Source organism: Schleiferilactobacillus harbinensis (assembly GCF_008694105.1).
Lineage (GTDB): Bacteria > Bacillota > Bacilli > Lactobacillales > Lactobacillaceae > Schleiferilactobacillus > Schleiferilactobacillus harbinensis.
Genome location: NZ_CP041364.1, coordinates 1,178,170 through 1,193,364, shown reverse-complemented (window position 1 = coordinate 1,193,364; position 15,195 = coordinate 1,178,170). Strand labels below are relative to the sequence as shown.

At 52.6% G+C, this 15,195-nt stretch carries 17 protein-coding genes; 12 read left to right on the top strand and 5 right to left on the bottom strand.

Annotated elements, in window-relative coordinates:
• The first annotated feature begins 133 nt into the window (after positions 1-133).
• The 7 genes from FMM01_RS06160 to dltD all read left to right on the top strand — a co-directional run bounded on the left by FMM01_RS06160 (position 134) and on the right by dltD (position 7,597).
• Positions 134-2,500 carry an endonuclease MutS2 gene (locus tag FMM01_RS06160; protein ID WP_150391924.1) on the top strand — a complete coding sequence of 789 codons (2,367 nt, stop codon included), beginning with the start codon at positions 134-136 and terminating at the stop codon, positions 2,498-2,500.
• An 86-nt stretch (positions 2,501-2,586) separates the two neighbouring features.
• Positions 2,587-2,898 (top strand): thioredoxin, encoded by a 312-nt coding sequence (trxA, locus tag FMM01_RS06155; RefSeq protein WP_027828181.1) that lies wholly within the window; start codon positions 2,587-2,589, stop codon positions 2,896-2,898.
• Between the two features lie 227 nt (positions 2,899-3,125).
• Complete coding sequence (locus FMM01_RS06150) at positions 3,126-3,275, top strand: teichoic acid D-Ala incorporation-associated protein DltX (RefSeq protein WP_063515765.1); 150 nt, start codon at positions 3,126-3,128, stop codon at positions 3,273-3,275.
• Between the two features lie 41 nt (positions 3,276-3,316).
• On the top strand, positions 3,317-4,840 hold the full coding sequence (gene dltA, locus FMM01_RS06145) for a D-alanine--poly(phosphoribitol) ligase subunit DltA (RefSeq protein ID WP_150391923.1): 1,524 nt from the start codon (positions 3,317-3,319) through the stop codon (positions 4,838-4,840).
• The gene (dltB, locus tag FMM01_RS06140; protein WP_027828179.1) at positions 4,837-6,054 is read left to right on the top strand and encodes a D-alanyl-lipoteichoic acid biosynthesis protein DltB; all 1,218 of its coding nucleotides are present in this window, start codon (positions 4,837-4,839) and stop codon (positions 6,052-6,054) included. The genes dltA and dltB overlap by 4 nt, the downstream gene beginning before the upstream one ends.
• A 23-nt stretch (positions 6,055-6,077) precedes the next feature.
• Complete coding sequence (dltC, locus tag FMM01_RS06135) at positions 6,078-6,320, top strand: D-alanine--poly(phosphoribitol) ligase subunit DltC (protein WP_150391922.1); 243 nt, start codon at positions 6,078-6,080, stop codon at positions 6,318-6,320.
• Positions 6,317-7,597 (top strand): D-alanyl-lipoteichoic acid biosynthesis protein DltD, encoded by a 1,281-nt coding sequence (gene dltD / locus FMM01_RS06130; protein ID WP_150391921.1) that lies wholly within the window; start codon positions 6,317-6,319, stop codon positions 7,595-7,597. The genes dltC and dltD overlap by 4 nt, the downstream gene beginning before the upstream one ends.
• A gap of 160 nt (positions 7,598-7,757) precedes the next feature.
• Here the strand turns inward: dltD and tnpC are convergent, their stop codons facing one another.
• From tnpC to FMM01_RS06105, 5 genes are all read right to left on the bottom strand, one after another.
• Positions 7,758-9,314 carry an IS66 family transposase gene (tnpC, locus tag FMM01_RS06125; protein ID WP_150391428.1) on the bottom strand — a complete coding sequence of 519 codons (1,557 nt, stop codon included), beginning with the start codon at positions 9,312-9,314 and terminating at the stop codon, positions 7,758-7,760.
• A 98-nt stretch (positions 9,315-9,412) separates the two neighbouring features.
• Positions 9,413-9,772, bottom strand: a complete 360-nt coding sequence (tnpB, locus tag FMM01_RS06120; protein WP_150391429.1) for an IS66 family insertion sequence element accessory protein TnpB — start codon at positions 9,770-9,772, stop codon at positions 9,413-9,415.
• Positions 9,747-9,941, bottom strand: coding sequence for a hypothetical protein (locus FMM01_RS06115; RefSeq protein ID WP_027827606.1), 195 nt, complete (start codon positions 9,939-9,941; stop codon positions 9,747-9,749). The genes tnpB and FMM01_RS06115 overlap by 26 nt, the downstream gene beginning before the upstream one ends.
• A gap of 98 nt (positions 9,942-10,039) precedes the next feature.
• The gene (locus FMM01_RS06110) at positions 10,040-10,948 is read right to left on the bottom strand and encodes an SLAP domain-containing protein (RefSeq protein ID WP_150391920.1); all 909 of its coding nucleotides are present in this window, start codon (positions 10,946-10,948) and stop codon (positions 10,040-10,042) included.
• Between the two features lie 294 nt (positions 10,949-11,242).
• Entirely contained in the window at positions 11,243-11,734 is a 492-nt protein-coding gene (locus tag FMM01_RS06105) for a DUF2507 domain-containing protein (RefSeq protein WP_051225215.1), read from the bottom strand.
• 247 nt (positions 11,735-11,981) lie between these two features.
• Between FMM01_RS06105 and racE the strand changes: the two genes are divergently transcribed.
• Genes racE through FMM01_RS06080 form a run of 5 tightly spaced genes read left to right on the top strand, consistent with a single transcriptional unit; the run spans position 11,982 to position 14,885 of the window.
• A complete protein-coding gene (gene racE, locus FMM01_RS06100; RefSeq protein ID WP_051225219.1) occupies positions 11,982-12,800 on the top strand; it encodes a glutamate racemase in 819 nt (272 codons plus the stop codon).
• Positions 12,797-13,426 (top strand): XTP/dITP diphosphatase, encoded by a 630-nt coding sequence (locus FMM01_RS06095; RefSeq protein WP_150391919.1) that lies wholly within the window; start codon positions 12,797-12,799, stop codon positions 13,424-13,426. The genes racE and FMM01_RS06095 overlap by 4 nt, the downstream gene beginning before the upstream one ends.
• A complete protein-coding gene (locus tag FMM01_RS06090) occupies positions 13,423-13,938 on the top strand; it encodes a metallophosphoesterase (protein ID WP_150391918.1) in 516 nt (171 codons plus the stop codon). Before FMM01_RS06095 ends, FMM01_RS06090 begins: the two co-directional genes overlap by 4 nt.
• A 22-nt stretch (positions 13,939-13,960) precedes the next feature.
• Positions 13,961-14,467 (top strand): cyclic-di-AMP-binding protein CbpB, encoded by a 507-nt coding sequence (gene cbpB, locus FMM01_RS06085; RefSeq protein ID WP_027828174.1) that lies wholly within the window; start codon positions 13,961-13,963, stop codon positions 14,465-14,467.
• A 1-nt stretch (position 14,468) separates the two neighbouring features.
• Positions 14,469-14,885: a bis(5'-nucleosyl)-tetraphosphatase gene (locus FMM01_RS06080; protein ID WP_150391917.1), complete on the top strand. Its 417-nt coding sequence runs from the start codon at positions 14,469-14,471 to the stop codon at positions 14,883-14,885.
• Positions 14,886-15,195: the final 310 nt, after the last annotated feature.

Sequence of the window (15,195 nt, the reverse complement as noted above, 5' to 3'; positions counted from 1 at the left end):
CAGAATTCGATGTCTGACGAACCGAGGGCCAATGCTCCGCAAGCTGCGGCGGAGCATTGGCCCGGCGCATCAGAGACCGCTTCTATTTCAGTCCCTTCATGGAAAAAACACACTATAGAAAGTGGGTAATGCTATGCATACCAGAGTGTTAGCAACTCTGGATTATCCTGAGGTCCTGCATCAGTTGGCCAGCTATACCGTCAGCGATGCCGGTAAGTGGCTGGCTTTGGCACTGACCCCCGATGATACTGCCGGTGCCGTGCAAGAGAATATTGACCGGACCGCGGACGCCATGGCCCTCCACCGCCTCAAGGGCGGGTATCCCATCACTAAAACGGTGGACATTACCCCGCACTTGAAGCGGCTGCAGATCGGCGCCACCTTAAGCGGCAGCGAACTGGCTCAAATTGGCCGGGTGCTGGCGGTGGCTGCCTCGATTAAAAATTTCTTCAGTGATTTTGCTGATGATCAGGATCAGATGCTGCGCGCCTTGCCGGATCTGGTGGACCAGTTAGTGGATCTGCCGGCTGTGACCCGGGCTTTGAATCGGGCTTTGGACGAAGACGGCACGGTATTGGATACTGCCAGCAGCAAGCTGCAGGGCATCCGCACGGGCATGCGGCAAACTGAGGGCGCGGTGCGCACTCGATTGGAACAATACACCCGGGGCAAAGAAGCCCAGTACCTGACTGACGCAATCATTACGCTGCGGGATGATCGTTATGTGATCCCGGTCAAGGCTGAGTATAAGAATCGGTTTGGCGGGATCGTCCACGACCAAAGCGCCAGCGGTCAAACCTTTTACATTGAGCCGCAAGCTGTATTGGAAATGAACAACCGCCTGCGCCAGCTGCAAATTGACGAGAAGCGGGAGATTGAGCGGATTTTGGCTGAATTGGCTGAGCTGGTCGCACCGTATACCAACGAGTTGAAGGCTAACGCGGACATTCTGGCTGAGCTGGATCTGGTGAATGCGAAGGCCCAGTACGCTCGGGCAATCAATGCCACTGAACCGATTATCGATGCGGACCGATACGTGGATCTGATCCAAGCCCGCCATCCGCTGATTGATCCTAAGAAAGTCGTCCCCAATGATATCTATTTGGGCAAAGACTTCCATACGATCGTGGTCACCGGACCCAACACGGGTGGTAAAACGATTACGCTGAAGACCTTGGGGCTGCTGGAACTGATGGCGCAATCAGGGATGTTTATTCCTGCTAACGAAGACAGCCATGTGGCGATTTATGATGAGATTTTGGCCGATATAGGTGACGAGCAGTCCATCGAACAAAGCCTATCGACTTTTTCTGGGCACATGAAAAATATCATCAGCATTCTGCACGTGGCGACTAAGCGCAGTCTGGTGCTCTTCGACGAACTCGGTGCCGGTACCGATCCCCAGGAAGGGGCCAGTTTGGCCATTGCCGTCTTGGATTATTTAGGAGCCATGGGGCCGGACGTCGTCGCGACGACCCACTATCCGGAATTGAAGGTTTATGGTTATAATACGCCGCAGACGATCAACGCCAGTATGGAGTTTGACATCACCACCTTGCAGCCGACTTACCGTCTGCTGATCGGCACCCCGGGCCGGTCCAATGCCTTTGACATTGCTGCCCGGCTGGGCTTGAATCAGGAGATCGTGGATCGGGCCAAGCAGCTGCTGGATGGTGAAAGTCAAAACCTGAATGAAATGATCGGCGATCTGGAAAATCAGCGGAAAGCCGCGGAGACCGAGTATCATGAACTGCGGCATCAACTAGATGAAGCCACGACGCTGCACGAACAGCTGAACACGGCCTTTGAAGAATTTCTCAAAGACAAGGACACCCAGCTGCAAAAGGCCCAGCAGCAGGCAGATAAGCTGGTGGATAAGGCACAAGCCAAGGCGGACAAGATCATCGCGGATTTGCGGCAGGCACAGCTCACCGGCAGCGGCAGCAGTGTCAAGGAAGACAAGCTGATTGCGGCGCGCACCGCGCTGAAAGACTTGCACAGCACACCGTCAGCCAAGAACAATCGGGTCCTGCGGCGGGAGAAAAAGAAGCAAACGCTGCGGCCCGGCGATGACGTCCAAGTAGCCAGTTACGGAACGGTCGGCACCTTGCTCAGCAAGTCTGATGATACCCACTGGGAAGTGCAGCTGGGTATTTTGAAAATGAAGGTACCCACCGATGAATTGACCAAGGTCGAGGCGCCGGAGGACAAAGAGCCAAAGCGGCATATCGTCAACGTCAGCAATCGCGGTCCGGCTATTTCGCCCACCTTGGATTTGCGGGGCAAACGATATGAAGAAGCCATGCATGATCTGGATCAATACATGGATGAGGCGCTGCTGGCCAATTATCCAACGGTGACGATCATCCACGGTAAAGGCACCGGCGCCATCCGCAATGGGGTCCAGGAGTACCTGAAACAGCATCGTCAGATCAAGAGTTACAAGTATGCGCCGCCGGAAGCCGGCGGGGATGGGGCGACGATCGTCGTCTTCAAGTAAATTGCCTGTCACTTATTTTTTATAAGTATTGAAATTGGCGCACATATTTGCTAAACTTATGTAAGCAAAGAAAGGGAGTGCACACCTTGGTCAAAGCTGTTACAGATAAGACATTTGCCCAAGAGACCGATCACGGCGTTGTCCTGACCGATTTCTGGGCCACGTGGTGCGGCCCGTGCCGCATGCAGTCACCGGTTATCGACAAACTAGCCGATGAGCAGCCAGATGTTAAGTTTACGAAAATGGACGTGGATGAAAACCCGGATACCCCGAAGCAATTCGGTATCATGGCCATCCCGACTTTGATTGTTAAAAAAGACGGGAAGGTCGTTGAACAGCTCGTTGGTTACCAATCCAAAGAGCAATTGACCGCCACGCTCGCTAAATATACTGACTAAAACAGGTCAACCGGCCGGTTATCGCGAAGATAACCGGCTTTTTTTTCGGCCATTGCATTTTCTTAAGCATTCTTTCGTCCTGTAACACTCCTGAAATGTTATGGTATAAGTAGGTTTGCAAGGCATCTAACAACATTGTTAGACATTGTCTCAGTCGTCTGACTGGTATTTGCTGAAAACGAACTTTATAATTAAGGTAGTATCGTTTGAAAAGGTAGGGGATTAGGATGAAAGCACAGTGGCTTGCCCTATGGCACCGGCCCGTGTTCCAATTCGTCGTCAAGACTGTCTTTTACTTCATCATCATTCTGGTGCTGACGTATTTGTACAGCTACAGCGGCGTGAACAACAGCAAGTTTATTTACAATGAATTCTGACACGAGCGAGGGGGAAAAGAAGCAGCGATTGCTTCGCAGCCATGATAGATAACATCATTTCTCAAATTGACAAAATTGCGGAGGAGCATCCGGACCGGCTCAGTTACACGTATGAAGACCATACGTATACCTTCGGCGAGTTAGTCGCGGCCGCCGACCGGATTGCTCACTTCCTGCAAGCGCAGCACTTGCCGGAGAAGGCCCCCGTCATTGTTTATGGCGAGCAGACCTTCGCCATGGTGGCCACCTTCCTGGGGGCCGTTAAGGCGGGCCATGGGTACATCCCCATTGATACCCATTCACCCAATGAACGGATCCAGCAGATTCATGACGTGGCCCAGCCGGCAGCTATTCTAGCGACAGAGCACTTACCGGTCAGCTTCTCTGATTTGCCGATCTATGGACCGGAACAAATGGCGACCGTGCGTCAGCATGGTGCGACTGACTATGACCACGGGGTGTCCGTCCGCGGTGATGAGACATTTTACATCATCTTCACTTCGGGCACGACCGGGGTACCCAAGGGCGTTCAGATCAGCCACAACAACCTGTTGAGCTACGTTAACTGGGCGATCAGCGACTTTTCGCTGCCCGCAGGTGTCCGCTGTTTAGCTCAAGCACCGTATTCCTTTGACCTCTCGGTGATGGATCTTTATCCCAGCTGGGTCTTAGGCGGGAATCTGGTGGCGCTGCCCAAGCGGACCACGGATAATTTCATGCTGCTGTTCAAGGCTTTGCCGGAACTGCACATAGAAGAATGGGTATCGACCCCGTCCTTCATTGAGATTTGTCTGCTGGATCCGAATTTCAAGGCAGAAAACTACCCAGATCTGAAGTATTTCTTGTTCTGCGGCGAAGAGTTGACGGTGAAGACGGCCAATACTTTGATTGACCGTTTCCCAGACGCAAAGATTTTCAATACTTATGGCCCGACGGAAACGACCGTCGCTGTAACTGCTGTGGAAATCACGAAAGCAATCACCGCGAAATACGATCGTCTGCCTATCGGTTATGCCAAGGAAGACACCGTTATGTACGCTATTGACCAAAAGGGTCACCGCGTTGCCCCCGGTCAGCTTGGCGAATTGATTATTGAAGGGCCCAGCGTGTCCAAGGGGTATCTCAATAATCCCGAAAAGACGAAGGCCGCTTTCTTCCAGGATGGTCCCCACCGCGCCTATCGTTCTGGGGACCTGGGCTTCGTGGATGCGGACGGCCTGATCTTCTATCGCGGGCGGACCGATTTCCAGGTGAAGCTGCACGGTTTCCGGATCGAGCTGGAGGATGTCGACCATGCGTTAGACGCCCTGGCTCCGGTGAAACAGGCCAGTGTCGTACCCAAGTACAACAGTCAGCACAAAGTAACCCAGCTGGTAGCGTTCGTGGTCCCGAAGAAACAGCCGCTGGATGAGGGGGCCTATGTGGCCGATTTGAAGAAGCAGCTGACACAGACGGCAATGAGCTACATGATTCCCCAACGGATTGATTTAAAGAGCAGTTTGCCGCTCACGGTCAACGGTAAGATTGACCGCAAAGCATTGATTGCCGAGGTCAATCCTTCATGATCAATTTACAGCCATACGAAAATCCGGGTTACTTCGTTCTGCTGGTGATCGCACTCTTACCAGCGATCATCGTTCGCTTAAACGGGGCCCGGTCGCACTGGTACGAGACGCTGGTTTCCTTTGTTTTCCTGTTTTTGATGTTTGACGGGCGCAAATGGACCCAGGGTGTCGCCCTGATCGGCTACACCATATGGCAATACGCTATTGTCGCCTTGTATATCCGGTACCGCACGAAAAAGGATTCGCCGAATAAATTCAGCGTATTCTTCTGGTCAGTGGTTCTAGCCATCGTACCCTTGACCGTCGTTAAGTTCACACCGCTGTTTGATCATGGTCAGTCAAGTATTATCGGCTTTCTGGGGATCTCTTACCTGACCTTCAAGACCGTGGGTATGATCATGGAAACCCGGGATGGTTTCATCAAAGATTTCCATCCGGTTAAATTCTTGCAGTTCCTGCTGTTCATGCCGACCATTTCGTCGGGGCCGATTGACCGGTATCGCCGGTTTGAAAAGGACTACGACCGGGTTTTGACCCGGGAAAAGTACCTGGACTTGCTGGGCAAGGGTGTGGATCGCTTATTCCTTGGCTTCTTCTACAAATTCATCATGGGCTACATCTTCGGCACGATGCTGCTGCCGAACCTGGAGCGGCAGGCGATGCAGGCCCGGGGCGGTTTTCTTGACTTGTCCTGGCCGCTGGTCGGGGTCATGTACTGCTACAGTATGTACTTGTTCTTCGACTTTGCCGGCTACAGTCTGTTCGCTGTCGGGATCTCCAACATGATGGGGGTCGAGACACCGATGAACTTCAACTATCCTTGGATTTCGCATAATATCAAGGATTTCTGGAATCGGTGGCATATGACACTGTCCTTCTGGTTCCGGGACTACATCTACATGCGGTTCGTGTTCTTCATTATGAAGCACAAATGGATCAAGAACCGAGTGACCATCGCCAATCTCGGGTATCTGCTGCTGTTCATGATCATGGGCGTGTGGCATGGCGAGACTTGGTACTACATTGTGTATGGTCTGTTCCACGCCACGGTGATGATCTTGACCGATGCCTGGATTCGCTTCAAACGCAAGCATAAGGATGCGTTCCCGAGCAATCACTTTACTAAGGCCATCGCCATTTTACTGACGTTCAACACAATTTGTTTCAGTTTCCTGATTTTCTCCGGGTTCCTTGACCGGCTTTGGTTCAGATAATTAATTTTTTGGAGGGGTTCATTATGGCAGTTAAAGACACAGTATTAAATATTTTGAGCGATTTAACCGGTTCTGACGAGGTTAAAGAGGATTTGGACAAGAACTTGTTCACATCCGGTCTGTTGGATTCCATGGGTACGGTGCAGTTGTTATTGGAATTACAGTCGCAGCTGGACGTCAACGTGCCGGTTTCTGAATTTGACCGTACGCAATGGGATACGCCGAATAAGATCATTGCGAAAGTCGAGCAGATGCAGCAACAATGAAATTAGCCAAACGGTTATGGCTGATCTTCGGGCCCATTCTCATCGCGATGCTCGGCGTCGTCGTGTTGCTGTTTTGGCCCGGCAACTATGGTCAGTCGCGCCAGGACAACGTGGAAAAGGCTGCTGTCTCACTGTCGCCCAATATTTTTAAGGGCAACTTATTAAAGAGTGCGGCGTTTGACCAAAACTACGTGCCCTTCATCGGGTCCTCCGAACTATCGCGGATGGATCCGTTCCACCCCTCCGTCCTGGCGACAAAATATCGGCGCAATTACCGGCCGTTCCTACTCGGATCCGCTGGTACCCAGTCGCTGACTCATTTCTTCTCCTTGCAAACTGTGGGGAAAGAATTAACTGGTAAAAAAGTTGTCGTCATCATCTCACCCCAATGGTTCGTTTGGAATGGGATCCAACGCAACATGTTCAGCTATTACTACTCCAACTTGCAAACCAATAACTTCCTGGAAAAGGCGAAAGCCAACGATCCAATGGCGGAATATGCCGCCACCCGGCTGCTGCAACTGCCGTCTGGATCTTCCAACCCGACTCTGACGGAAGCCATTATTCGAGTCAAGGCCGGCGTGCCGCTGACCAATTGGCAGAAGACTTACCTGCGGTTGTCAGAGCGGCTGTACGATCACGAAGACAGTCTGTTCAGCCAGCTGTTCCTGCGGGACAACCGGGGGACGATCGCGAAGGGCGAAGAAACATTGCCGTCTCAATACGACCCCTGGGTGTTAGACGATCTGGCGACCCAAATGGGGAAGGGCGAAACGACCAACAACCAGTTTGGCATCCAGAACAAGTTCTATGATCAGCGGGTCCGGCCGGTGGTCGGCAAACTCAAGGATTCTCAGATTGAGTTTGACTATGACTACGGTCCAGAGTTTTCTGATTTTCAACTGCTGCTGGATTTCTTCAGTCGGCATAAAATCACACCCATGTTCGTGATCCCGCCGGTGAATGATAAGTGGGCGAAGTACACGGGCTTAAGTCAGGAAATGCTGGACTTATTCGATCGAAAGATTCAGTATCAGTTGCGCACCCAGGGCTTTAACCACATCGAAGACCTCATTGATCAGGGCAATCAGCCTTACTTCATGCAGGATACGATTCACTTAGGCTGGCGCGGCTGGCTGGCAGTGGATGACGCGGTGCGGCCGTTCTTGGAGAATCAGCAGCCGACTCCTAAGTACAAGATCAATAAGAGTTTTTACACCAAAACGTGGCAGAAGAAAGAGCCGCGGGATATTCCGGATATGCGCGCCGGTAAATGACGCAACAATAAAACCACCGCAAGTCTTGATCAACAAGAGTTGCGGTGGTTTTTCTAATGCCTTTAATTGTTCTGGAACGTAAGCGGTCGTTGAAATAGGTGTGAAGACAAAAATGGTGCAATCCTCTATCATGAAGATTGCACCATTGCTTTACCCGCTGTTATTCGTGACAGAACGCCTGCACCTTCGGCGCCCACGGCAAATAGTCCTGCAAGGCGACCATGTCGCCGGGAGCCGGCAAATTAGGCACTGTGTCGAATAGATAGTTGAAATATTTACTCGGATCGAGGTGATTAGCCCGTGCTGTCGTGAGCAGACTAAGAATGACCCCCGCAGCCGTCGCGCCGCGTTTGCTCTGCGAAAACAGCCAATTTTTACGACCGATGACCAGTTCTTTGACGGCGCGTTCGGCCCGGTTGTTCGATAGTTCAAGTCGGCCGTCCAACAGGACTGCCCGCAAGCCAGCCTCATGCTTCAACGCATAGGTGATGGCTTTGCCCACCTTGGATTTTGGCAGATAGCTGCCGTCCAACGAGACCAGCCAAGCGAAGAACGCATCCATGACAGGTTTGAGTCGTTGTTCGCGCTGGGTTTGACGTTCATCAGCCGACAAGTCTTGCCATTTCTTTTCCCATTGGAAGAGATCATTGCAATACTGGCGGCCCGTTGGGGCCAGCCCCTTGTCTCCGGCGGTCACGGCTTCGTCAAACTTACGACGCACGTGAGCCCAGCAGAAGACATTGGTGACCCCAAGCAAATTAGGGTAAACGGCGTAGGCATCACTTTGCAGGTAGCCTTCGTAGCCGGCCAGGAACCGGGCAGCTTCCTCGTAACCGCGGCTATTACCGTGCTCATACATGACGATCTGGTGGGCGCTGTGCTTGCTGGACGTGTAGACCCAGTAATAGGTCTGCGCCTTCTTTAGATCCAACACCCGGTAGGGCGTTTCGTCCGCATGGATAACGTCTTGAGTCAGCAGATCTCGGTGCATCAGCTTGTATAGGGACTCCAGGTAGCCTTCTGACGCCTTGATGTGCCAGTTGGCAATTGATTGCCGGGTGAAATCGACCCCGCGACTGTGCCACAAGCGTTCTTGCCGGTTGTCCGGAATCTTGTAGGCAAACTTAGCCATGATGGATTCGGTCAAGACGCTTGAAGAAGCTGGACTATGCGGTATGGCTGGGCGAGGCACATCGGACTTCTTAAGGAACTGGTTGCCGCGCTGATTCAAGCAGCCGTTAGGACACGCGTAGGTGTGCCGATAGACGATTGTGTGCAGGAGCTGTGCCGGAATCAAGGTTGCTTCTTCGCGTACTTTCGACCGGCCGATATCCTGCATCTCTTCACCACAGACCGGGCACTTGCGCTCCTCACCTTCGAGCAGGCAATCCTGCTCGTCCAGCGGCAGCTTGTTCAAGTCGGTGCTCTTGGTCCGTGTCGCTTTCTTGAGCTTCTTCTTGGCGACCTTGCGGTCATCACCGGTGAGCTTGTCGATGATGCTTTGTTCTTCACCGGTGATGATGTGCTCATTGAACAGGTTCGTCTGGCCATGCGGCAGGTTATCGCTTGATTCCCGGCGCCGACCGAACAACATGCGCTTCAAGACGGCGATCTGTTCCCGGAGGTCCTGATTTTCATTTATCGAATTCTGCAGTGCGGTGCGTAATTGTTCTGGCGAAGCGTCCACCAATCGCACTGCATCTTTTGTGTCTACCAATCGGTGTTCCTCCAATAAATATAATAAATGGATTATATCATGTTTTATACGGCGAAGGAAAGAGGAGATGCCAATAAATCATGGCTTCTCCTCCTCAATTAGTTGGTATATCCTGGCTTGAAATCATGAATGGTACTCCGTTCTTGAATACTTAGACCAGTAATCAATCGCTTCAGCTGGTAATGACTGAGATGCTGCACCTCAGAGCGCGTTCGCGGCCACTGCAGGTGGCCGTTCTCGTACCGTTTGTAGTAAAGAACAAACCCACTGCGGTCCCAGTACAGAGCCTTGAACCGATCGCGCTGACTGCCGCAGAATAAGAACAGCGAGTGATCATAAGGCACTTCGTCTTCGCCGTACAGCTCCCGCAAGGAAGCGGCCAAACCGTCGATTCCTTTGCGCAGGTCCGTTTTTCCGCAAATGATATAGATGTTAAGCTCTTGGATATTGGGGAACATTGCCTGTCAACTCCTGGAGCACCACGTGCAGAATTGCCCGGTCAACACCGGTGTAAAACACGACCTCGGCGTCCTTGAGCTTCACTCGTGCCGCAACCTGCGGTTTGACCAGCGGCTTCGGCGACCGGTCGGTCACCTGGATCGGCACGATATCTTTGATTTGAACCATGAAAGGCCTCCTTGTTTACTTGATAAACCAAGTTTACAAGGAGGCCTGCACCGGGTCACGATACCTATGTCAACGACCGCTTACTCTGGAACACGGAATTATTCAACGGATACAGAGGCGGTGGTGACTCCATAAGAAGGAATCGAGGCATTCGGCCAAGCTAAGTCGATTTGATACGGGTTGCTGGCTACGAACGTACCAGTATCGTTCACTGTCCGGTGCAGCACGGTGCCATCCGCCAAGGTGATCTTCAAGCGGGTACCCTTGGGATAGATCGACAGGTTGGCCGCCACGCCGTTATAGCCCATGCTGGAGCCTAGAACAGCCGGATCGTAGAAGGAAACCTTCACGGTACTGCTGGCAGCCTGCTGCGTGTTGGCACTATAAGCGGTGGCTGTACTCTGTTGCACCTGAGTCGCCTGCTGCTGACTTTGCTGGGTCGTTGCAGCTGTCGTTGCTGTCTGTTGTGCCGGGGCGGCCGTCTGCTGACCGTTAGCCGGCGTCACGTAGCTGCTGGGTACCCAACCGCTGGCGACGTGGTACCAAGTTAGATTGCTCTGCTGAGCTGTTTCAGTATACGAAACCGTTTGGCCGGCACCTAAGTACGAGGATACCTTACCGCTGTTTGGCGCGGTCCACACGGTGGTGGCCCCGCCCTGATAAGTAACTTTCACAGAACCAGCCGTTGCACTAGCTGTCGATGTTTGCGCCGCTGTGGTGTTGTCACTCGTTTTCATATAAAGACTCGGGACCCATTCATTAGTGCCGACTTCGTACCACGTCGTGCCATTGATGGTTTGGGTACTCTGAATTGTGACTTGCTGACCAGCGGTCAAATAGCGTGCGGGACGATTGAATGACGGAGACTGCCAAACGGTCGTGGCGCCCTCCGTATATGTTGTTGTACCAACCGTGGCGGCTTGCGCCTGACCGTGACCAAGAGCTAACGTGCCAGCCAGAGCGGCGGCGCTTAAACCAAGACTGAACAGTGCTTTACTATGAGACATACATACATTCCTCTCTGTCTTAAGACATTCAGCAATTTGATTGCCATATCGTATTCTTCGATGAACAACAACCTGCGTCACAGGCTACAAATAATAATAACATGTTTGATGTATTTGCCAAGAGGGTAGAACTTGATTTCAATTATCTAGGTGCTCAATCGGTTGGTACGCAAGGGATAGGCGATATATTAACGTTGCATGACCAACGTTACGAAGAAGTTACGAGCATGACATAGTCGTCAATGGGATAAAAAAACCGCCAGACATCAGTGTCTGATACCTGGCGGCGAAGGGTTACGATTGGGGCTGGTCGGCGCTGGTTTGCAGCGGCGTGATTGGTTCGGCGTGGGTTTGTTCAGTCGCAGTCAGAGTTTCCTTAGCATCTTGATGCAGACTGATCAGGACCTGGCCTTTTTGAATACTGTAAGTGGCTTCCGTGAAGACACCCGTCAGCATTTGCCATTCTTGGGCGAGCCAGCCGGTTTCTAACGCAAAACTAGGAGTCGCTGCCTGGGCGAGACGGCCCGTGACCACGGGTCCGGTGAGTGTCCCAGTGATGCTGGCCCGCCGGTCATGGGTAATGGTTAAGGTCCCGAAGTCAGCCTGGGCGGCAATGACGGGCAGCTGATCTTCGTTGCTCACCGGGAGCTGCCGGGCGATTTGTTTACCCAGCCAGTACTCTAAATTCGTGTGGTCCCGACCCAAGGCAATGGGCAGGGCGACATCCCGCAACAGCGCAACGCTGAAGCGGCTTTGGTGCAATTGATCGTACAAAGAATTGGTCATCCGAATTTGCCTCCATCTCGCAGAGTATTATACCGAACTTTGCTCGGCGAGAAAAGTGTGCAACCGGTATCAATCACTTTCTGATGTCCTGAAGAGTGTGTAAGATTTGGGAAAGCCAGGTCTGGAAAAATATGAAGAATCCGCTAGGGAACGGGTGCAGACCACTCGGGTGCATCAGGGGCATGGTATAATAAAGACTCGAGAAAGGACTGATAGTGTGCGTTCAGATCCACGACCGATTGGCTTTATGGATTCCGGCGTGGGCGGTCTCACCGTCATCAAGGAATTCGTGCGGCAATTACCTAATGAAAATTATATCTTTATCGGCGACCAGGCCCGCATGCCTTACGGTCCCCGGCCGGCGAAACAAATTCAGGATTTTTCTTGGCAGTTGACTAAATTTTTATTGCAGTTCGACGTCAAAATGGTTGTTTTTGCCTGTAATACCGCGACGGCTGAGGCCCTGCCAGTGATCAAGCCGGCGCTGAATGTGCCCTTAGTCGGCGTGATTCCCCCGGGTGTGCGCGCCGCGATCCGGTCGACCCGCAACGGTCATATCGGAGTGATCGGCACGGCCGGTACGGTACGCTCTCATGCCTATGACCGGGCGATCCATGCCCAGGCGCCGCAGGTGCACGTGACGACGATGGCTTGCCCCAAGTTTGTCCCGGTGGTGGAAAGCAACCAATATCGTTCCCCGGTCGCGAAAAAAATCGTAGCCGAAACGCTCGGTCAATTGCCCGACAAGGACATTGATACTTTGGTTCTTGGCTGCACCCATTATCCCTTGCTGCGGCCGCTGATTCAGAACTTCATGGGGCCGGACGTGACCCTGATCGATTCGGGGGCGGAAACAGTGAGTGAAATTTCGGCTCTGTTGGATTACTTTGACATCCGCAATTTGGATCACACTGTATCCGCAGCACCCAAACTGTTTACCACCGGTTCGCCAGATATGTTTAAAGATATTGCGGAAGACTGGCTGGGGATGACGGCGCTGCCCGTGGCCCACGTCGCCGTAGAAGACTTGCCGGCCGTTCCGGCAGCGAAAGAAGGGATCGAATGACCATGCCGAAGATGTTGGTGGTCGCCACCAAAAATCCGGGCAAAGCCCGAGAGTTTGCCAAAATGTTTGCTCAGGCGGGCATGACCATTAAAACGTTGCTGGATTATCCAGATGCCCGCCAAGTGAATGAAACTGGGCGTTCCTTTAAAGAGAATGCCCAGTTAAAAGCGGATCATTTTGCCCATGAATTGCAGCTGCCCGTGGCGGCTGATGATTCCGGCTTGATGATCGACGCGCTGCACGGAATGCCCGGGATTCGGTCGGCCCGCTATGCTGGTGATCATAACGATGCCGCCAATAACGCTAAGGTGCTTGTGGAAATGGGCGGGCTGCCCCGCGACCAGCGGGGGGCCACATTCCATTCCACGTTGGTTCTGGCTTGGCCGGATCGGCCGACTGCCGATTTGATCGTCTCTGGCGAGGTGCGCGGTGAGATTTTGACCGTGCCCCAGGGCGATAACGACTTTGGCTACGATCCGTTGTTTTATTTCCCACCGCTGGGCAAGACCTTCGCCGAGATGACCCCGGAAGAAAAGAACGGCGCCAGCCACCGGGGCATTGCCATGCGCCGTTTAGAGCAGCAATGGCCGACCTGGTGGGCGGCCCAAGAGGAGGATCAGGCATGAAAGCACTCGTCGTGTCAGACACCCACGGGGACCGCAATATTTTGGAGACGATCCTTGCCCAATTTGAAACTACCGTGGACGCCTTCTTTTACTGCGGTGATTCAGAACTGACTGCCGATGATCCGATTTGGCAGAAGATGTACGCCGTCCGCGGCAACATGGATTTTGATGCCGGCTTTCCCATGGCCCGAGTGGAAAAAGTCAAAGGGATTACGGTGTATGAGACTCATGGCCACCGGCTAGGCGTTTCCATGGGCACCGCTCGGTTGGAGGAGCGGGCCCATGCAGTGAATGCAGATTGTGCCTTTTATGGACATACCCATACCCTCGAAGCGCATATGGCCGACGGGATGCTGGTACTTAATCCGGGGTCGATTTCTCAACCGCGCAGCTATCAGCAATATGGCGGGACGTGTGCCGTGGTGACGATCAATGCCACCACCGCGGATGTAGTCTTCTACGACCATCAGTTGACGCCTATCCCCAAGCTGCACCAAACGTTCCAACGATGATGCGAAAGGAGTTCCAAACAGCATGATCATTCCTGAGTTACAACGTTTCCTTTTACAAAATAGTGAACATTATTTGATTCCGGCGGATGTGGTCGCTAATGTCAATATGGATAACCGGTTAGGCCATGCTTTTTTGGTCCTGACGAAAGTCCGCTACGCCAAGATCCCGGTGCTGGATAATGAGAGCCACTTCATCGGTTTTATTTCGTTAGCGATGATCACCGATAAAATGCTGGCGCTGGACCATGTGTCGTTAGAGCCCCTGGATCACTTGAAAGTGGCGGACGTGGTCGAACGGCCGGATTCCGACAGCATCGTCAGTGATTTGGTGGATATTGAAAAGATTCTCCACCTGCTGGTCGACAATCCTTTTTTGCCGGTGGTGGACGACGATGGGATCTTCGTCGGGATCATTACCCGGCGGGAGTATATGAAGAGCTTCAATGAGCTGGTGCATAATCTGAATAAAGAATACGATCTGGTGCCGATTCAGCAACCGGTGTCCAGCGCGATGAAAGGACCGAAGTAGCATGACGTTAGAAGTTTCCACTGGTGCGGTGGTGTATCGCCGGGTCAATGGTGAGTTGCAGTACTTATTGGAAGAAAGTGCCACGAGTCATTTTTGGGGGTTCCCCAAAGGCCACGTCGAAGGCGACGAAACTGATGAACAAGCGGCAGAGCGGGAGATCCGGGAAGAAACCGGGCTGCACGTGCACGTGGATACGGCTGATTTTAAGCAGGTCGACGAGTATCTGCTGCCGAATGGGAACCAGAAGCGGACGATTATTTACTTGGCCGAAGTTCAGGGTGATCCGGCGATCACGCGGCAGGCGAGTGAGATCAGTCATATTGATTGGTTTAACTATGAGGATGCGCACATGACGCTGACGTATGAGTCGTTGAAGGTGATTTTGGAAAAGGCGAATGAGTATCTGTTGAAACAGTGAGTTGCGTAGACTGATATTGGTCCGTTGTACGCCGTGCCAATGCTCCGCAAGCTGCGGCAAAATGGGCTGGAACGCTGTGACGGCGGTTTGAGCCAGCAAAGTGCGCTGTCTCAAACACGCCTAACCGCATATAATCTCGCCAAGTGCGGGCGAGATTATTGCGGTTCCCACAGCTGAGCCCATTTTGCCTCCGCTTGCTACGCATTGACACTATATCTGCAGGAAAATCATTATCGATTGCTAAACAAAAAACGCAGCCCATGTCTTCTTTTGAGAAGGTTAGGCTGCGTTTTTTTCGTACTGATTTTCT